Source organism: Flavobacterium franklandianum (assembly GCF_007097365.1).
In the GTDB taxonomy this organism is placed as follows: domain Bacteria; phylum Bacteroidota; class Bacteroidia; order Flavobacteriales; family Flavobacteriaceae; genus Flavobacterium; species Flavobacterium franklandianum.
In genome coordinates this window covers 53,229-72,935 of record NZ_VJZR01000015.1, presented here as the reverse complement: position 1 = coordinate 72,935, position 19,707 = coordinate 53,229, and the positions used below count along the sequence as shown (strand labels likewise).

Sequence of the window (19,707 nt, the reverse complement as noted above, 5' to 3'; positions counted from 1 at the left end):
TGGGACGGTCCCGAAACTTCGGGACGCAACATAAGATTGTAACGGATAGCAGGAAATAGCTCCTAGAAAAACTAATCCTATATATAATGTATAAACTTGTACTTATATATTGTATCCAAAATAGTTGTTGGATTTTAGATCAAGCTTGAAAAACCAGCAAAAACAGCTTACTAAAAAAAGCCACTAACAATTTATGCAGTGGCTTTCGTTATCAAGTGAGCATCTAAATAATTTTACTTTTTTAATTCTATGGCTTTGTTTAACCAAAAATCAGTCAAGTCGTCATAGTTTACTGGTTTTGCTGGTGGCTGATTTATAAGCCTACGTGACTCGAAAGCTCTTACTAATATGGTTTCGATTAAATAATCTTCGTTGACTTCGTAGGGTGAATATTGTGTTTTCAGGTTTAGGTCGAACATTTTTGCAGTTGTATTGGACCAAAATGCTGTCCAACCACTTTTAAGCGATTTTACTAACTCAAATGTAGTTACACCCGTTTGACGATGTATTAATTTAATGAGTATTTGCCCTTGTTTACGGGAAAGTTTCTTGAGTTGGGCTTCGAATTCATTGTTAAGATAATCTTCAACTATCTTGAAATATTTCTTCTTTTCTTTATTTGTTTTGAGGCTTGCCATACCTCTATTGAGTGCTGTCAGTCGTTCGGAAGCTAATTTTGCGTAGGGATATGTCCTATATACGCGGTTTTTAAGAAGTTCAAATTGTTTTTTTGACTCGACGTCTATAGTTCCTTTGAAAATAACAATTTCGTCTAATTGTATTGTGTCCTTAAATATGGTGTCGTTTTCTTTTATGACATAACCTATTTTAGTTGTGTCTTTTTGTACTATTTGAGCATTGACCGAAATGGATAAGAAAAGGAAAAACAAGAAAAAGGGAGTAATCTTCATAATAGTAATAAATTTATGTTACAAAATTATACTTTTATACACAACTGTGATGCCAAATTTTTAATTTAGCCAAAAATTATTTTTATGAGTTCAAAATCGATATTAAAAAAGACATCTCTTACATTTTTAGAAAACTATTTAAACAATGCTTCGCCTACTGGTTATGAAAGTTCTGGTCAGAAGCTATGGATGGAATATTTAAAACCTTATGTAGATACATTTATTACTGATACTTATGGAACAGCTGTGGGAATCATTAATCCTGACTCACCTTACAAGGTAGTTATTGAAGGTCACGCGGATGAAATTTCTTGGTATGTGAATTATATTACGGATGATGGATTGATTTATGTGATTAGAAATGGTGGTTCCGATCATCAAATTGCGCCTTCGAAACGCGTAAATATTCACACCAAAAAAGGAATCGTAAAGGGTGTTTTCGGTTGGCCAGCCATTCATACGCGTAATCGCAGTAAAGAAGAATCTCCAAAAATCGACAATTTATTCATTGACATTGGTTGTTCTAAAAAAGAAGAAGTGGATGCTTTGGGTGTTCATGTAGGTTGCGTGATTACCTATCCCGATGAATTTATGGTCTTGAACGAAAACAAATTTGTTTGTCGTGCCATTGATAATCGAATGGGTGGATTTATGATTGCCGAAGTAGCCCGTTTGCTGCACGAAAACAAAATTAAACTTCCCTTTGGATTGTATATTACCAATTCTGTTCAAGAAGAAGTAGGACTTCGTGGTGCCGAAATGATTACCAAAACTATCAAACCCAACGTGGCTATTATTACCGATGTTTGTCACGACTCTACTACTCCAATGATTGACAAGAAAATTGAAGGAGAAATAAAAATCGGAAAAGGTCCGGTAATTACTTATGCACCAGCGGTTCAGAATAATTTAAGAGAACTTATCCTGGATACTGCAGATGAAAAGAAGATTCCTTTTCAAAGATTAGCTTCTTCCAGAGTTACAGGAACGGATACTGATGCTTTTGCTTACAGCAATGGCGGCGTGGCTTCGGCATTAATTTCGTTGCCGTTGAGATACATGCATACTACTGTTGAAATGGTACACCGTGATGATGTGGAAAACGTGATAAAATTGATTTATGAGACTTTATTGAAGATGGAAAACAACGAATCGTTTTCTTATTTTAAATAGAATGATACCGTTTTAAAAGTCAAAATCCTTTCCTTTTACAATAAAAAGGAAAGGATTTTTTGTTTTAAAACCAATTTATGATTTTAAATCCCTAACTATAAGGCATTTAATGTCATTTAGTTGGAAGATTATATTTTCCTATCGAGCAATTGACAAAGTCACTTCCTGATTCAACTCCAACTCTGAGTTATATTCAAAGAAAATAGCTTTTCGCTCGAAAACGGCTTTGACCAAATAATGACTTCCTTTGAAATAACATTGTTTTACAACGACTTTCATTTTACCTTTATCAACGACTTTTAATTGATATGGATATAATAATAGTGTATGATCTACTTCTTCTGAATCTATAAAATGAGATAATTTCAATTCATTTACTTCACCAAAAAGTGAAGCAACGTAAAAACTCGGTGGATTATCATAGAGTTCTCTTGAACTTCCTTTTGCTATTAATTTTCCGTTTTGCAACACAATAGTTTCGTCTGAAAAAGACAAAGCTTCGGTACTGTCGTGGGTGGCAATGATACAGGTGATTTGTTTTTTCTTGAAATAATTGAATAAATTTCGACGTAACGAATTTTTTCTAAAAGAATCAATTTGGCTAAAAGGTTCATCCAATAAAAGAATCTCAGGTTCCAATGCTAAAACTCTTGCCAATGCTACTCTTTGTTGCTGTCCTCCACTCAAGTATTTTGCTTTTACTTTGGCAAATTCGGTCATTTCGACCATTTCTAATAATTCTTGAACTCGGGCTTTTTTCTCGGCTTTATAAATATTGGACAAAAACTTTCCTACGTTTTCTTCAACCGTGATATAAGGCATTAAATCAAAATCTTGAGCCAAGTATTTAATGTAATCTTCGCCTGGAAGTAGATTGTATTTTGGACCAAGTATGGGATTGTCATCATAAAATATCTCGCCATTATCCAGATTATACAAGCCATACAGCAATTTCAACAAAGTACTTTTACCACAACCACTTTCGCCAATAACGGCCACATTTTGACCTTTAGTAATTTCGAAACTAATGTTTTCGATTACGGGGTTTTCGATATAGGTGAAGGAAATATTTTTTACTTGAAGCATTTTCTACGTTTATGGGTGCAAATTTACAACGTTTATTAAAAGGAATCTATTGTGATTTTAATGAAAATATTTCTATCTTTTAGCCATGAAATTTTATAAACTTTATCCTAAAATAAATGAAGAATATCTATTTAATGTTAGTTGTGTTTATTGGAACTTTTATTTGGTCAATTATAAATCCAAAAGAAGTATTTACTTGTTTCTTAGAAATTATTCCCGCAATTATTGGAGTTTTAATTTTAGCTTTGACATTCAAGAAGTTTCGATTTACCCATTTTACCTATTTTCTAATCTTGATTCATTGCATTATTCTCTTTGTTGGCGGACATTATACCTATGCCGAAGTTCCTTTGTTTGATTATATCTGAGAATTTTTTCATCATAGTAGAAATAATTATGATAAGGTTGGACATTTTGCACAAGGGTTGGTTCCTGCAATGATTATCCGTGAGTTGTTTATTCAGAAGAAAGTAATTAGCAATCCCAGTTTTTTCAATTTCATTATCGTTTCCATTTGTTTGGCGATTAGTGCCGCTTACGAATGGCTAGAATGGGGAGTTTCTTTGGCAACAGGCGATGGTGGCGATGCTTTTTTAGGAACCCAAGGCTATGTTTGGGATACCCAATCGGATATGTTGTTTGCCACAATTGGCGCTATTTCGGGCTTAGTTGTATTTTCTAAAATTCAAGACAAGCAACTACAAAAAATTTAAATAACGTTATTATTAAACATAAAAAAAAGCATCATTATTAAGCCATAATGGTGCTTTTTTATTGGTAAAATTTGCTTTACCTCCCTGTTTCGAAATGATTATTTGTTTAGAATTTAAGTTGTTTTCGAGGTTTTGATATTTTATAAATTATTTCAAAATCCAAAGCTTGTGTATCATTCGAAATGTTATTTTCGGTAATTGCATTATCTTCAGCGATAAGTTGATCCGCTGTTATTTCTGTTTTGGAAGTGTTTACAAATTCAACAATTTCTAAATCTAATAAAGCACTATTTATTATATTAAAATCCAAAACTTGAGTTTCGTTCGAAATGTTATTTTCTGTAATTAAATTATCCTCCGCAATTAGTTCATTGGCAGTTTTGTTAATTTTATTTACAGAAACCCCTTCAATTGGTTCCTCTCCTCCAATGATTTTGCTCTCTGTTGTTTTTGAAAAATTTCTCAAGAATAGTGTTTTTGATTTTAATTTTATTGATTCCTTTGTTGTAGTTTCTTTTGTTTGACTAATTACATTTTCATCTGAAAATATTGTTTTAAAAACTTTGCTTGTTACAACTCCTTTTTTTGAATCTTGTGAAAATTCAACTCCACAATTTTTATCAAACAATGTAATGCTACTATTAGTTAATACCACTAAAGCAATTCCTGTATAAATGATTAAGTTTTTAATAATGTTGGTTTTTATATTGATTGTTTTTTATTTTTTTTAAATTAGACACCACTTAAAATAAGTGATGTCTAATAATTGTATTTAAACTTGTTTTAAAAATTCAATTGCATCAAAGGCATTTGATTGCTCAGCATATACTAAAGCAGTAAATCCATTTGAATCTTTTTCATTAATTTTTGCTCCTTTTGAAACTAAAAATTTCAAAATTTCTACCTTATTGTAGCGAGCTGCAAACATTAGCGGGGTCATTCCATTTGACTTTTCATTGACATCAGCCCCATATTCGATTATTTTTTTAACAGATTCCACATCCCCTTTACTTATTGCAATGCAAAGAGGTGAAACTCCTGTATAAACCCATACTGTTTTTTTGTCATTAGATAACGAATTGACATTTGACGCTAAAGAAACATTTGCAAAAGCTACTAAAGCTACTCCTAGATAAACGATTGTTTTTTTCATGATAATTGTTGTTTTTTTGATTAATTAATAATTTTTTGATTGTTGTTTTTTGAAATATTAAAATCATATAATAATATCCTATGCAAATATATATCTAAAAGACAGTATCTTGTTTTGCATAGTACCAAAATTTAACAAATATTTAACAATAAGTAAATAATAGAACCACAGCAAACAATAAACATAAATAACTATAAATAAAGTATTTAAGTGACTTTAAATATCATAAAGCGAATAAAAAAGCGAATAAAAAAGCGAATAAAAACGTACCAATTGCAAATAATTAATACCTTTAACTATAAATCAAAACGCTATGCAATCAACAGCCAAAACAATAAATGACTATCTAAATGAGCTTCCTGAAGAAAGAAAAATTGCATTTTCGAAGCTTCGCGAAAGTATTTTGAAAACAATTCCTAAGGGATTTGAGGAACAAATGAGTTATGGTATGTTGGGTTATGTAGTTCCACATTCTATATATCCAAATGGATATCATTGTACTCCAAAACTCCCGCTACCTTTTATGAATTTGGCTTCCCAAAAGAATTTTATTGCCTTGTATCATATGGGAATTTATTTGAATCCGAAACTTTTGGAATGGTTTACGACTGAATATCCAAAACATAGTACCCAAAAATTGGATATGGGAAAAGGTTGCATCCGATTCAAGAAATTCGACCAAATCCCTTTTGATTTAATTGGGGAGCTTGCCGGAAAAATGACTGTAGATAACTGGATCAATTGTTATGAAACCCAAATAAAAAACCGCAAATCTAAATAGAATTCCAGCTTTAGTATAAAGTGGTAGATTTAAAATATAAACACAACATTCGGGATTTTAAAATTATAAAAATTTTACTGATTTTAAAAATAAAAAAAAACTAATTTTAACAAATCATTTATAATAAGTGTAACATATTACTATTCTTTTTACTAATAGAACTAAACCACATTTATTCACTTTTAATTATTAATTTATGAAAAACAAATTATTTTTTATCCTTACAATTATGGTGACAAGCTTAAACGCTCAAAATTTTATCGGCGACTGGAAAGGTCAGCTTAGTGTACAAGGCATTCAAATGGAAATTATTTTTCACATAAATGAAAAAGACAATCAGTTTTTAACCACTTTAGATGTGCCTATCCAAGGTGCAGTTGGTATTCCTCTTGATAAAACAGAGATGAATGGTGTTGAGATTTCTATTGCTGCAACAAAAATGGGTATTACTTTTAAAGGCCAACTAAAAGATAAGACCATTGAAGGTGTTTTTAAACAAGCGGGTATGGATTTGCCTTTAACTTTAACAAAATTTGAAAGCAAGTTGCCTGGTAATATCAAGTTGCCCTCCTCTAATCAAGAACTTTTGACTTTAAGAAATTTTGACAAAGGCAATTATAAATATAAAGTAAGTGATTATTTTGCCAAACCTAAAGCTTCTGGTTTTAAATTGTCCCCCAACGGTCAGTTTTTGTCCTACAGAGAGAAGGATGACAAAAACAAAAGACATATCTATGTAAAAAACATTAAAACTGGCGAAACCAAAAGAGCCATAGAAGAAAAAGAAGAGTTAGTACGCGACTACGGTTGGATCAACAACGAAAGACTTTATTTTGCCATGGATAAAGGTGGCGATGAAAACTATCACATCTATGCTGTAAACTTAGATGGTTCCAATCTAAAGGATATGACGCCTTTTGATGGTGTAACGGCAAGTATTACAAAAATTTTGAAAGAACAAAAAGACTACATTATTATTTCAATGAACAAAAACAATAAACAAGTTTTTGAACCTTATAAATTGAATGTAGTCACAGGTGATTTAGTACAACTATTTAAAAACAAAGACATTGAAAATCCAATTCAAGGTTTTGAGTTTGATAAAGATGGTCAATTGCGTGGCTATTCAAAATTGGTAAATGGTGTTACTAATGAAATGTTTTACAAAAATTTAAAAACAGGAGAGTTTAACTTAATAGCAACTAACAATTGGAATGATACTTTTGAAATTTTAAGTTTCAATTATGCTTCAAAAAATCCAAATGAAGCCTATATGATGACAAACTTAGACAGTAATACCACCCAAATTGTTTTATATGATTTAGAAAACAATAAAATAGTAAAGGAAATTTTTTCAAATCCAACCTTTGACGTTAGTGGCATGAGCTTATCTAGAAAAAGAAACTGGGAGATCAACAATTTTGCCTTTGAAGGGGAAAAGTATGAAATGATTCCTGTAAGTAAGTTTTATAAATCTATCGATAGTCAAATGAAGAAAGAGTTCCCTAATAAAGAAGCTCAAATAGTTGGTTATGATGATGATGAAAACAACTTTTTAGTCATCGTACAAAGCGATAAATTGTATGGAAAATATTATCAATATGATGTAAAAACTAAAAAGTTTACCTTATTATTTGACCTTATGCCTCAATTACAAGAAGCAGATATGGCAGAGATGCGTCCGATAAAATTTAAAAGTAGAGACGGTTTAACTATTTATGGTTATATCACTTTACCAAAAGAAGCTTTGACAGGCAAAAAAGTACCTTTGATAGTTAATCCACACGGTGGACCACAGGGTATCCGTGATTCATGGGGTTTTAATCCAGAAACTCAATTGTATGCCAGCAGAGGTTATGCTACTTTACAAGTCAATTTTAGAATTTCTGGAGGATATGGAAAAGAATTTTTGCGTGCTGGCTTCAAGCAAATAGGTAGAAAACTGATGGATGATGTAGAAGATGGTGTAAAATATTCTATTGAACAAGGTTGGGTTGATAAAGATAAAATGGCCATTTATGGTGGTAGTCATGGTGGTTATGCCACATTGATGGGCTTGGTAAAAAATCCAGATCTATATACTTGTGGCGTGGATTATGTTGGTGTTTCAAATATTTTTACATTTTTTGATTCATTTCCAGAATATTGGAAACCTTATAAAGAAATTGTAAAAGAAATTTGGTATGATTTGGATAAACCAGAAGAGGCAGCTATAGCCAAAGAGGTGTCGCCTATTTTTCAAGTTGACAAAATTAAAAAACCTTTATTTGTAATTCAAGGTGCCAATGACCCACGTGTCAAAATTGCAGAATCGGATCAAATAGTAACAAGCTTAAGAGCCAAAGGATTTGATGTACCGTATATGGTTAAATATGACGAGGGACACGGTTTTGGGAAAGAAGAAAATTCAATTGAAATGTATGAAGCCACATTAGGTTTTTTATCTAAGTATTTGAAGTAAAATAATTTACAGCAATAAAAAGGTGTAAATTATAAAATTTACACCTTTTTTATTAAAAGTTCTAGTGGTTTTGTGAATAGAATCTGGACTAAACCTTTGAAAAAGAAACTGAATGTTCACAACATTTTCAGAAAAACCATTTTTCTATTTAGTCAAATACCCCAAAACATTCTTTTCGATTCGGTCATAAATATTAGAAACATCCGCTTTTACGAACTTTTCACCTAAGATGTTTTCGTATAATTCAATGTATCTTTCAGAAACGGTTACGATATATTCGTCGGTCATATTCGGAATTTGTTGGCCTTCTTGTCCTTGAAAACCATTTTCAATTAACCAACGACGCACGAATTCTTTCGACAATTGTTTTTGCTCTTCTCCCCTATCTTGTCTTTCCTGATAGCCCTCAGAATAGAAATAACGAGAGGAATCTGGAGTGTGAATTTCGTCAATTAGCACAATAACTCCGTCTTTAGTTTTACCAAATTCATATTTGGTATCTACCAAAATCAATCCGCGACTAGCAGCAATTTCGGTTCCTCTTTGAAACAAAGCTCGGGTGTATTTTTCTAAAACCAAATAATCTTCTTCAGTAACAATCCCTTTTGATAAAATATCCTCACGCGAAATATCTTCGTCGTGCGAACCATTATCCGCTTTGGTGGTTGGCGTAATGATCGGTCCCGAAGCTTCGGGAGGGAATTTATCGTTTTCCTTTAATCCTTCGGCCATTGTAACTCCACAAATTTGTCTTTTTCCCGCTGCATATTCTCGAGCTGCGTGACCTGAAACATATCCACGAATCACCATTTCTACTTTAAAAGGTGTACATAAATGACCAACAGCCACATTTGGATCTGGAGTTGCAATTAACCAATTTGGAACAATATCTTGGGTCAGTTCCATAAATTTGGTAGCAATTTGGTTTAGGATTTGTCCTTTGTACGGAATTCCCTTTGGTAAAACAACATCAAAAGCCGAAAGCCTATCGGTGGCTACCATAACCAAAAGTTCGTCGTTGATATTGTAAACTTCCCTTACTTTGCCTCGATACACTGATTTTTGATTCGGAAAATTGAAATTCGTTGTAGTTATTGTGTTCATGTATAAGTATTATTTTATAAATGCAAATTTAGGAATATTTTCGAGCCAAAAAGCATCATTCGATATTAATTAAGACAAAAGTAGCATTGATAAATATCTAGCAACACCATCATTATTATTGGAAGAAATCACTTCTAATTGGGGGAGTTTGTTTTTAAAACTTTCGACAGCATTTTCCATAATTAAAGATTTTCCCGCGGCAATAAGCATTCTTTCGTCATTAAAACCATCGCCAAAAGCAATTGATTCCTCGAAAGTGTGATTTTCTATTTCTAAAATTTTTAAAATGGCAACACTTTTATCGACTGATTTGTCCATAAATTCCAAACAAAACGGAAGACTAAAAGCAGAATGAAATGCATCGGAATGGTTTTTCATAATTTCGTCTTTGAGTTCCACCAATCTATGATGGTCGTTGTGAGTGAAAAATAATTTTATGGCGCTTAAATCTTCAACCGTTTTAAAATCAACAATTTCAAAAGGATAATTCATCACGGTTTGAAAACTGTTCAACTTTTTATTTTCCCTGTTGGTTTGCCAAACTTTTTCTTTGAACAAAACAGTCGTAAACTCGGGATCGATATCTAAATCCAAAATCGATTTTATAGCATCACTTTTTATGTCAAACGAATAAATAAGTTCTTTTTCAGGTGAATGAATCCGACCTCCATTAGAGGTGACCAAATAAAATGGGCAGCCCAAATCTTCCAAAAGTGGCATTGCATCGAGATGATGACGGCCTGTAGCCACAATTATTAAATACTTTTCGTGGTGTAGTTGTTGGAAAACAGTCTTAGTATATTCGGAAATTTGGTGTTCGTTGTTGAGTAATGTCCCGTCTAAATCGCTAATGATTACTTTAAATCTTTCTTTTATACTCATTTTTTTAATCTCCGTTTATAGAATGGCAAATTTAAGGGTTTAGAGTTGAAAGCACAAACAATCAAGAGTCAAACTGGCAGTTGTTAAGCAAGTTTATTATTAAATTAACATTCCAAAAGGATAATAAAACAAACCAGATTCATCAAATTCATAAATTTCAATTGCCTCCAGCTTCAGCTGCAGAAATATGGAATTAATGTAGAATTGGCTTTAGCCAAAAACAGTATGCTGTTTGGCTAAAGCCATTAAAAACCAAACCAATTTTATCCCTCCAGCTGAAGCTGGAGGCAATTGATACTGTGAAAACAGAATTTGCTGAATGTAAAAAATCGTGCTACACATTTCTTTACAGATTTGTACAAAACGATTTTTTAAACATTCTAATAAACAACTTTTCTAATCGTGATTCTCAATCTGTTTATACGCATCAATCACTTTTTTTACTAATCGATGGCGCACAATATCTTTGTCGTCCAGATAAATGATTCCAATTCCTTCTACATCTTTCAAAACCAAAATGGCTTCTTTCAAACCCGAAATCGTTCGTCTTGGTAAATCGACTTGGCCTGGGTCACCGGTAATCATAAACTTGGCGTTTTTTCCCATACGAGTCAGAAACATTTTCATTTGAGAATGGGTTGTGTTTTGGGCTTCATCCAGAATTACAAAGGCATTGTCCAGAGTTCGTCCTCGCATAAATGCCAAGGGGGCAATTTGGATAATTCCCTTCAAAAGATAATCTTCCAACTTTTCATTGGGCAACATATCACGCAAAGCATCGTACAAAGGTTGCATATACGGATCCAGTTTTTCCTTCATATCACCAGGCAGAAAACCAAGATTTTCTCCAGCTTCGACAGCGGGACGAGTTAGAATAATTCGTTTGACTTGTTTTTCTTTCAAGGCTTTTACCGCCATAGCAACACCTGTGTAGGTTTTCCCAGTTCCAGCTGGACCAACAGCAAAAACCATATCGTTTTTGACCATTGTGTCCACCAACAACTGCTGATTGGGTGTCATCGCTTTGATGATTTTTCCACCAACACCGTGTACCAAGATTTTGTCGTGACCAAAACCTTTGGCGTCTTCCTGAATGGTACTTTGTAGCACGCGTTCTATTACATTATCGTCAATGTTGTTGTAACGGGTAAAATGAAGCATCAAGCGGTTGAATCGGTTTTCAAACTCATCTAAAACTTCTTTTTCGCCAAAAGCCTTCAGGGTGGTTCCTCGAGCTACAATTTTCAGTTTGGGATAATACTTTTTAATCATTTCAAGATGAGTGTCTTGAGCGCCCCAAAAATCTTTTGGAGCGATGTCTATGAGCTCGATGATTCTTTCGTTCAAATGGTATAGTTTTAATTATTAATTAATCGCTGATAATTATTAGCTTTGCATTTCTCAAATTTAATGAGTTTTAGCTTGCATTCGCATTTTATTTATAAACAATTTTATGTCAATAATTACCCTTACTACCGATTACGGCTTGAAAGACCACTTTGTTGGTGCGTTGAAAGGGAAAATTTTATCTGAGTATTCCGAGGCTACTATTATTGATATTTCGCACTACATCGACGCATTCAACACAGTAGAAGCCAGTTACATTATTGGAGCGGCTTATTCTAGTTTTCCAAAAGGTACTGTGCATCTCATTGGCGTGGATATGGAATTGAACAAAGAGAACCAACATATTGTAATGCAATGGAACGATCATTATTTTATTGCCGCCGATAATGGCATTTTGAGTATGCTTTCGCAAAAAATTGTTCCCCAAAAAATAGTGACCATCAACATACACGATCGTTTGCCCAGTGATGCCACCGATTTGGATGTTTTTGTCAAAGTCGCTTGCCACATTGCCAAAGGCGGTTTACTGAACGTGATTGGCAAAGAAATAAAAGCCATCAAACAAGTCACCGAATTGCAGGCTGTTACTGCTACTGACGGAAGTTCGATAAAAGGCTATGTGATTTACATTGATCATTTTGGGAATGCGGTAACGAATATTTCGAAAAAACAATTCTTGGAAATCGCCAAAGGAAGACCTTATGAAATTGTATTGAGAACCAAAAATATCAAAACGATTTTGCCCAATTATTCTGCGATTGCGATTTCTGATAAATATCCTCTCAAGAATTATGAAGGCGAAAAACTGGCGATTTTCAACGAAGCAGGTTATTTGGAAATAGCTATTTTCAAGAGCAATCCATCAAAATTTGGCTCGGCCAATAGCTTGTTGGGGTTGAATTATAGGGATAATATAACGATTAAATTTGTTTAAGATTGTTTAAGGTTGTTTTGTGGGAAGAACAATTTTAAACCTTTAAACTATTAAACCTTTAAACCAAAAAACATGTTTATACGAATAGTAAAAATGTCCTTTCACGAAGAAAACATTCCGGCTTTTCTGGAAAACTTCGAAATCATAAAAGACAAAATACGAAACGCACCGGGAAACCGTTTATTGGAATTGTATCAGGACAAAACCAACCCATTTATTTTCTTTACCTACAGTTATTGGGAAACCGAAGACGACTTGGAAAACTATAGAAAATCGGAGCTTTTTAATGAAGTTTGGGCATTTACAAAGAAGTTATTCAACGACAAACCCGAAGCGTGGAGCGTTGACAAAGTGGTTAGTTTAGTTTAATGTTGTTTAAAATAGTTTAAAGTTGTTTTATAGGAGGAACAATTTTAAACCTTTAAACTCTTAAACTTTTTAAACAAAAAATTTAAATGAAATCAATAGTAGTAAGAGAAATAAAATCCTTTTTTGGTTCGCCAATCGGTTATTTGGTGATTGCCGTTTTCCTGATCGGGAATGGATTATTCCTTTGGGTTTTCGAAGGAGAATACAACATTTTGAACAGCGGTTTTGCCGATTTGAGTCCGTTTTTTACGTTGGCACCGTGGATTCTGATTTTCCTGATTCCTGCTGTGACAATGCGCAGTTTTTCGGATGAAAAGAAGCAGGGAACATTGGAATTGTTGTTGACCAAACCCTTAAGCATTTGGCAAATCGTCAACGGAAAATTTCTGGGTTCAATGTTGTTGATCGTTATGGCAATTATTCCAACTTTTATTTATGTTTGTGTCATTTCTGGTTTGGGTTCGCCCGAGGGCAACATTGATATGGGCAGCACTATGGGTTCTTATTTTGGATTATTATTCTTGATTGCAGCTTATTCCGCCATTGGAATCTTCACTTCCACCCTATCCGAAAATCAAATTGTCGCTTTCATCGTTTCGGTGTTTTTGTGTTTTTTCTTCTACTTTGGATTCGAAAGTTTGGCAACTATAGTTCCTAGTTTTCAAGGGCTCATTTCAAGTATTGGAATGCAGGATCATTTTAAAAGTATGAGTCGTGGCGTGATTGATAGTCGTGATGTTATTTATTTTGTGAGCATTACGGTCTTGTTTCTTTCCTTTACTTTTTATAATTTAAAATCCATTAAATCGTAATGACAACTTCCAAGAAAAACAACATACAATCTTTACTGATTCTCATTGGCATTTTACTGGTTTTAAACGTAGTAAGCGGCTATTTTTTCCATCGTTTTGATTTAACCAAAGACAAAAGATACACGCTTTCGACCGCTTCTTTGAATATCATCAAGCAAGTGCAAAATCCGTTGTATGTAAAAATCTATTTGCAAGGCGATTTACCGGCTGAATTCAAGCGTTTGCAAAGCGAAACCCGAGATTTATTCGAAGAATTTCAAGCGTATAACAAGAATATTATTTTCGAATTCGTGGATCCATTGGAAAATGAAGACGAAAGTATGGACAACATCAAAGAGTTGTATATAAAAGGACTCACGCCAATAAACATCACCGTTGACGACAAAGGGAAACAATCACAAGCGATGGTTTTTCCTTGGGCGATAGCCGTTTACAACAATAAGGAGGTCAATATCCCTTTGTTGAAAAATATAATGGGTGCTTCGAGTACCCAAAAAGTGATTGGTTCGGTGCAACATTTGGAATATTCCATTGCTGATGGCATCAATAAAATCACCAAAGACAAGCAGAAAAAAGTAGCCATAATCAAAGGAAACGGCGAACTTCAAGAGGTACAAATTGCCAAATTCCTGATGCAGGTTCGAGAAAGTTACCACATAGGTCCTTTCACTTTGGATTCAGTAGCTAAAAACCCAATGGGAAGTTTGGACGCTTTACAAAAATACGACTTGGCTATTATTGCCAAACCAACAGAAACCTTCACGGATGCCGAGAAACAAGTCTTAGACCAATTCATCGTCAATGGTGGAAAAACACTCTGGTTAGTGGATCAAGTGAATATGGAAATGGACAGTTTGTATAATGATTATGGTGCTACTTTAGCCTTTCCAAGAGATTTGAATTTGAACGATATGTTCTTCAAATACGGGTTTCGAATCAATCCTGATTTAGTTAAAGACGAGCAAGGAAGCCCCGTAAAACTGGCGACAGGCGAACAAGGAAGTGCCACACAATATCAGGAATTCAATTGGAAATTTGCACCACAAGTTTATCCCATCAGTAAACATCCTATTGTAAAAAATTTAGGTGGAATCAAGTTCGATTTTGCAAGTGGAATCGATACCTTAAAGAATGGAATTAAGAAAACGGTCTTGCTACAATCGTCTCAATATTCGAAGAGAATTGGTTCGCCTGTGGAAATAAATTTGAATATCGTCGAGGAAGAAACGGCTCCAAGCCATTATTTGAATACGGGAAATATTCCACTCTCGGTTTTGCTAGAAGGTTCGTTCCATTCGATGTTCGAAAATCGGGTGTTGCCTTTTGACCAGAAAACATTTGAAGCAAAAGGAAAGGATAATAAAATGATTGTGATTTCGGATGGCGATTTAATTCGAAACCAATTGGATAAAAACTTTCAACCTGTAGAATTGGGTTACGACCAACGTTCTGCGAATTTGTATGACAACAAGGATTTCTTGATGAATTGTGTCAATTATTTATTGGATGACACAGGACTTATTAACATTCGAAGCAAAGACCTCGATTTGCCTTTATTAGATAAAGAAAAAGTTTACGAAAGTTATACCACGACACAAATCCTAACTATCGGGCTTCCACTGCTTATTTTAGGGCTTTTTGGGCTAGTTTTTACCTTTCTTAGAAAGAAAAAATATGCTAAGTAATGTTAATAAAAAAAGTTTTATTCTTACGATAGTTTACGATATATTTGTAGACTGTAGCGTACTTTGAATATAAAGACAAAGTAAATACCAAAAAATAAAATAAATATAATCTTCTTATGAAATTTATAGTATCGAGTTCGTACTTATTAAAACAATTACAGGTTTTAGGAAATGTGATCAACAGTAGCAATACGTTGCCTATTTTAGACAACTTCCTTTTTGAATTGGATCATAAAACATTAACGGTTTCGGCTTCGGATTTAGAAACTACAATGTCCGCCACCTTAGACATCGATTCTACCAGCAAAGGAAGTGTTGCTGTTCCTGCCAAATTGCTTTTGGAAATCCTCAAAACTTTTCCGGAACAACCTTTGACTTTCACTGTTCAAGAAAATAGCACCATAGAAATTAGTTCTAATTCTGGAAAGTATGCTTTGGCTTATGCTCCAGGAGAAGAGTTTCCTAAAGCAGTAAACTTAGACGAACCATCAGTAACTTTAGTTCCTGCCGATGTTTTGGCAACTGCCATTAGCAAAACTATTTTTGCTGCTGGAAACGATGATTTACGCCCGGTTATGTCTGGTGTTTTCTTTCAGTTTTCTCCACAAGGTTTGATTTTTGTGGCTACTGATGCTCACAAATTAGTTAAATATGCTCGTACGGATGTAACGGCTTCTCAAGTGGCCGATTTCATTATGCCAAAGAAACCTTTGACTATTTTGAAAAATATTTTAGGGTCTTCAGATGCCGAAATAAAAATTGAATACAACGATTCGAATGCTACTTTTTCTTTCGATAATTATGTACTAATGTGTCGTTTGATTGACGGAAAATATCCAAATTATGAAGCGGTAATTCCAAAAGAAAATCCAAACAAATTGATGATTGACAGAACACAATTCTTGAATTCAGTTCGTCGTGTTGCGATTTTCTCTAACAAAACTACGCACCAAATTCGGTTGAAAATTGCGGGTGCCGAATTGAATATTTCTGCCGAAGATATTGATTATTCGAATAAAGCCGAAGAGCGTTTGACTTGTGATTATCAAGGCGACGATATGCAAATAGGATACAACTCTCGTTTCTTGACAGAAATGTTGACCAACTTACAATCTGATATGATTATGCTCGAAATGTCATTGCCCAACAGAGCCGGAATCCTAACTCCAGTAGATGGATTAGAAGAAGGAGAAACGGTGACAATGCTGGTAATGCCTGTAATGCTCAATAACTAAGTGAACTAACCAAACCAATTTATATTTAAAAAGCCACGATTTCAATTGAAATTGTGGCTTTTTTTTTATGGTTAAATGATATTATTCGTGCATTGCCAAAACTGGAATGTTCAATCTATTTGAAAATTTCTGAGTTAAACTTGGTTTAAATAATTCAACGAAAAAATTTCTTTTGTATGTAAGCATCGCTAATACATCAAGGTCTTTGAATAAAATAAAATCTAAAATGGTGTCATGCACATCGTCACTTGGAATGATTGAAAACTGAATCGGCTCCCCTTCAAATTCATCTTCCCATTGTTTTATGGTAGCGGATGAAACATCGGAATCATTTGTTTTTACATATAAACATTTTACTTTTGCGTGTGTTTTTTTGGCAATTTTCAGCACTTCTTTAAGGGCTTTTTTGTCTTTAGCTCTGTATCGAGTGGTGAAACCAATAGTTTCAATTTTCTTGAATTCTGATTCTAATGGAACACTCAAAACAGGCACATCGACAGCGGTCAAAACATTGCCCGTATTGGTTCCCAAGAAAAAGGCTTCCCAACCAGTGGCTCCAGAAGTTCCCATCACAATAAAATCTATATTTTCTTCTTCGATGGCTTTTTTGATGTTGAAAATCAAACTACCGTCCATCAATCTGTGGCTCATTTTTATATGATCGAGATTTCGCCTTTCGGCAATAGCGTGAAGCTTTGGGATTTCGTCTTTAAACATTTCAAATTCGGACAATTGAAGCGAATCAAAAAGGACATTGTAATTTTCAGGAAAAAATTGGTTGTCGTAAACAGGCAATTCAAAGGTGTGCAATAAAACGAGTTCGGCATTCACAATTTTAGCAAACTCCAAAGCGTGAACAAAAGCATTGTCTGCAGCTTCGGAAAAATCGGTGGGAAACAAAATCTTTTTCATCTTTATGAAGTTTAAGTGATTTTATTCCTTAAAGGTAAGTATAAAACGAAAAAAATCAATGCCTATTAGGAGATGTTTATGATAACTTTAATACTACAAAAAGTTTAAGAGTTCAAGAGTTTAAAATGGATTATGAGTATAGAAAACCAATTCAAAAGAATTTGATATTAAATAACGCCCATTTTCCTCATCAAGAAAGTAGCGCTTTTGTTTTTACAAATACCATCCCGCAAAACGAAGTCAAAATGCAAGTCGTTGTTTCTTATTTCGACTTCAAAACATTTATTGATTAGAATGTCTGGGAATTCGTTTGTAGTTAAGCAAACTTCAATATCGTGCGTTGCAATGGCACCAATGGCTTTATTGGCAATCACTTTTTTAATCACTTCGATGGTGCCGTTTCTTTTATCATCAGAATTGGTGCCTCTTAGGATTTCGTCTAATAAAACAAATGCAGGTTGGTGGTCGAGTTCGTCCATGATTTGTTTCAACCGCTTGATTTCGGCAAAGAAATAAGATTCGCTATCCGACAAAGAATCGGCGAGGCGCATTGAAACTAAAACAGGTATTGGATGCACCTTGGCCTTTGTAGCACAGACCGCTGCTCCCATTCCTGTTAAAACCATATTGATGCCCAGACTTCTCAGAAAAGTACTTTTGCCCGACATATTCGAACCGGTCAAAATCATAAAAGATTGTGGTTGAAAATCGATGTCGTTCCCTACCCTACTTTTTTTAGCAAGCAACGGATGGCTCAAATTCGAGAACGAAATTTCATAATGATCATTCAAAACAGGGAAAACAAAGTCGGGATTGTTATAGGAAACATTCGCCAAACTGTTGAGCATTTCGAATTCGCCAATCACCACCAACCAATTTTCAAGTACTGCGGCGTGTTGATTTTTCCATACGATCAAGGCTTTAAAGATTTGCAGATTGAATAAAAATGTTCCGTTGAATATAACTCCTGTTATTAAATTTTGAATCGTATCCATACTCGAAAACAAACTGGCTAACTGTTTGAGATGAACACTGGCCTTTTCCTTTTGATAAGTCAACTGCTTTTGCAAATGAATTAATTTATCTGCTTTAAAGTCTTCATTTTCAATTTTTTGAAGCAACAATCCGTAGTCCGAAATGATTGTATCAATATTAGAGGAATGGGCGATTTCGACTTGCATTCTTTTCATATACCGACCTAAAAAACCTAGATTAAATACAAATACAAAGCTCAAGAAGTTTAAATATATTACATTCGATGTAATCCAATAAGACAATGCAAAACCCAGAAATAGGAAAGGCGAAATAATCGAAATCCCAACACTTACTTTCGACAATGGTGTGCTGTTGTGTGTACTCCATTTCAATACCGTTTCATAGGCTTGTTTTGTGTCCTGACTTATTTTGGCCAAAGCCAAAAACTCCTGACGCCAATCTAATTTATCGGCCAACTCCATTATAGCTTGCTGATTGCGCATGATTTCTTCGTTCGACAGCAAGTGTACACATTGATGGGCTAATGTTTTCTTACCAATATAAGTGGCGGTTCTGTTGTAATTTTGAAATAAGGAATGATTCCCAAAAATATCCAAATCATACCCATAAGGATGTTGAAAATCAATAAACTCCTCCCCGTTTTCAAAAGGAAGTTGGTTGTTTTCTAAATAATCCTTTTCGTTGGAATTTATGGAACGCAAGGCCTCCATCATTTTTATTTGAAAAAGCAACTTAGAATGCCATCGCATCAAGAGGAAAAAAGCGACCAAAAAGGAAATCGCAAGTACTAAAAGCAACATATTGCTTTCTTTAATGTAGTAATAGCCCAAAATTAAAAAGAGCAGAATACTCGCCAAGCGCAGCAAACTTATGGTATTGTATTGGGTTTTGGTTTTGGTTAATTCCTGCGAATAAGTAAGAATTCTCGATTGGTATGGTTCCATTTTTTTCTAATAATATACAAATATAGGGATTGAGCGGTATAATACCCATAGTTTATAACCAATAGTCCTATTGCATTGTACTATTTTTACATTGGATGGATCGTAAAGCAGAACCATTTAGAACCTTTAGGGTATAATTATTAATTTTTTAGAAATAGTAAAATTGAAACGCATAGAATCATAGAAAAAAAAGAGTTGGATAGCCCATT

18 protein-coding genes and 1 pseudogene are annotated in these 19,707 nt (G+C 34.0%); 9 read left to right on the top strand and 10 right to left on the bottom strand.

Translation table 11 applies throughout. The features are described from left to right. Positions 1–233: 233 nt before the first annotated feature. Positions 234–911 carry a DUF4294 domain-containing protein gene (locus FNW17_RS14070; protein ID WP_144071978.1) on the bottom strand — a complete coding sequence of 226 codons (678 nt, stop codon included), beginning with the start codon at positions 909–911 and terminating at the stop codon, positions 234–236. An 84-nt stretch (positions 912–995) separates the two neighbouring features. Between FNW17_RS14070 and FNW17_RS14065 the strand changes: the two genes are divergently transcribed. Further along, positions 996–2,084, top strand: coding sequence for a M42 family metallopeptidase (locus FNW17_RS14065; protein WP_143392072.1), 1,089 nt, complete (start codon positions 996–998; stop codon positions 2,082–2,084). 138 nt (positions 2,085–2,222) lie between these two features. Here the strand turns inward: FNW17_RS14065 and FNW17_RS14060 are convergent, their stop codons facing one another. Next, positions 2,223–3,170, bottom strand: coding sequence for an ABC transporter ATP-binding protein (locus FNW17_RS14060; RefSeq protein ID WP_144071977.1), 948 nt, complete (start codon positions 3,168–3,170; stop codon positions 2,223–2,225). 116 nt (positions 3,171–3,286) lie between these two features. On the opposite strand from FNW17_RS14060, the pseudogene FNW17_RS14055 reads away from it, so the two are divergent. Then, positions 3,287–3,883: pseudogene (locus tag FNW17_RS14055) on the top strand (DUF2238 domain-containing protein). A gap of 106 nt (positions 3,884–3,989) precedes the next feature. On the opposite strand, the gene FNW17_RS14050 reads toward FNW17_RS14055, so the two are convergent. Both FNW17_RS14050 and FNW17_RS14045 read right to left on the bottom strand, forming a co-directional pair. After that, complete coding sequence (locus FNW17_RS14050) at positions 3,990–4,349, bottom strand: hypothetical protein (RefSeq protein WP_144071976.1); 360 nt, start codon at positions 4,347–4,349, stop codon at positions 3,990–3,992. 306 nt (positions 4,350–4,655) lie between these two features. Then, positions 4,656–5,036 carry an ankyrin repeat domain-containing protein gene (locus FNW17_RS14045; protein WP_143392076.1) on the bottom strand — a complete coding sequence of 127 codons (381 nt, stop codon included), beginning with the start codon at positions 5,034–5,036 and terminating at the stop codon, positions 4,656–4,658. Between the two features lie 313 nt (positions 5,037–5,349). Here FNW17_RS14045 and FNW17_RS14040 point away from each other — a divergent pair, with 313 nt between their 5' ends. Together FNW17_RS14040 and FNW17_RS14035 are read left to right on the top strand one after the other, a co-directional pair. Then, positions 5,350–5,817: a DUF1801 domain-containing protein gene (locus FNW17_RS14040; protein ID WP_144071975.1), complete on the top strand. Its 468-nt coding sequence runs from the start codon at positions 5,350–5,352 to the stop codon at positions 5,815–5,817. A 196-nt stretch (positions 5,818–6,013) separates the two neighbouring features. Further along, positions 6,014–8,278 carry an alpha/beta hydrolase family protein gene (locus FNW17_RS14035; RefSeq protein ID WP_143391404.1) on the top strand — a complete coding sequence of 755 codons (2,265 nt, stop codon included), beginning with the start codon at positions 6,014–6,016 and terminating at the stop codon, positions 8,276–8,278. Between the two features lie 144 nt (positions 8,279–8,422). On the opposite strand, the gene FNW17_RS14030 is transcribed toward FNW17_RS14035, so the two are convergent. The 4 genes from FNW17_RS14030 to FNW17_RS14020 all read right to left on the bottom strand — a co-directional run bounded on the left by FNW17_RS14030 (position 8,423) and on the right by FNW17_RS14020 (position 11,611). Next, the gene (locus FNW17_RS14030) at positions 8,423–9,382 is read right to left on the bottom strand and encodes a phosphoribosylaminoimidazolesuccinocarboxamide synthase (RefSeq protein ID WP_143391403.1); all 960 of its coding nucleotides are present in this window, start codon (positions 9,380–9,382) and stop codon (positions 8,423–8,425) included. A gap of 69 nt (positions 9,383–9,451) precedes the next feature. Further along, positions 9,452–10,264 carry a Cof-type HAD-IIB family hydrolase gene (locus tag FNW17_RS14025; protein ID WP_143391402.1) on the bottom strand — a complete coding sequence of 271 codons (813 nt, stop codon included), beginning with the start codon at positions 10,262–10,264 and terminating at the stop codon, positions 9,452–9,454. Between the two features lie 210 nt (positions 10,265–10,474). Continuing rightward, positions 10,475–10,606: a hypothetical protein gene (locus tag FNW17_RS16675; protein WP_262710865.1), complete on the bottom strand. Its 132-nt coding sequence runs from the start codon at positions 10,604–10,606 to the stop codon at positions 10,475–10,477. Between the two features lie 54 nt (positions 10,607–10,660). Beyond that, positions 10,661–11,611, bottom strand: a complete 951-nt coding sequence (locus FNW17_RS14020; protein ID WP_143391401.1) for a PhoH family protein — start codon at positions 11,609–11,611, stop codon at positions 10,661–10,663. A 106-nt stretch (positions 11,612–11,717) separates the two neighbouring features. Here FNW17_RS14020 and FNW17_RS14015 point away from each other — a divergent pair, with 106 nt between their 5' ends. The 5 genes from FNW17_RS14015 (at position 11,718) to dnaN (ending at position 16,646) form a co-directional block, all read left to right on the top strand. Next, entirely contained in the window at positions 11,718–12,545 is an 828-nt protein-coding gene (locus FNW17_RS14015; RefSeq protein ID WP_143391400.1) for an SAM hydrolase/SAM-dependent halogenase family protein, read from the top strand. A gap of 72 nt (positions 12,546–12,617) precedes the next feature. Beyond that, on the top strand, positions 12,618–12,914 hold the full coding sequence (locus FNW17_RS14010; protein ID WP_143391399.1) for a putative quinol monooxygenase: 297 nt from the start codon (positions 12,618–12,620) through the stop codon (positions 12,912–12,914). Positions 12,915–13,000: 86 nt separating this feature from the next. After that, on the top strand, positions 13,001–13,726 hold the full coding sequence (gene gldF / locus FNW17_RS14005) for a gliding motility-associated ABC transporter permease subunit GldF (RefSeq protein WP_143391398.1): 726 nt from the start codon (positions 13,001–13,003) through the stop codon (positions 13,724–13,726). Next, complete coding sequence (gene gldG, locus FNW17_RS14000; protein WP_143391397.1) at positions 13,726–15,411, top strand: gliding motility-associated ABC transporter substrate-binding protein GldG; 1,686 nt, start codon at positions 13,726–13,728, stop codon at positions 15,409–15,411. Before gldF ends, gldG begins: the two co-directional genes overlap by 1 nt. A gap of 116 nt (positions 15,412–15,527) precedes the next feature. Further along, complete coding sequence (gene dnaN / locus FNW17_RS13995) at positions 15,528–16,646, top strand: DNA polymerase III subunit beta (RefSeq protein WP_143391396.1); 1,119 nt, start codon at positions 15,528–15,530, stop codon at positions 16,644–16,646. 81 nt (positions 16,647–16,727) lie between these two features. Here the strand turns inward: dnaN and FNW17_RS13990 are convergent, their stop codons facing one another. Both FNW17_RS13990 and FNW17_RS13985 read right to left on the bottom strand, forming a co-directional pair. Next, complete coding sequence (locus FNW17_RS13990) at positions 16,728–17,558, bottom strand: universal stress protein (RefSeq protein ID WP_144071974.1); 831 nt, start codon at positions 17,556–17,558, stop codon at positions 16,728–16,730. 167 nt (positions 17,559–17,725) lie between these two features. Then, on the bottom strand, positions 17,726–19,498 hold the full coding sequence (locus tag FNW17_RS13985) for a MutS-related protein (protein WP_144071973.1): 1,773 nt from the start codon (positions 19,496–19,498) through the stop codon (positions 17,726–17,728). Positions 19,499–19,707 lie beyond the last annotated feature (209 nt).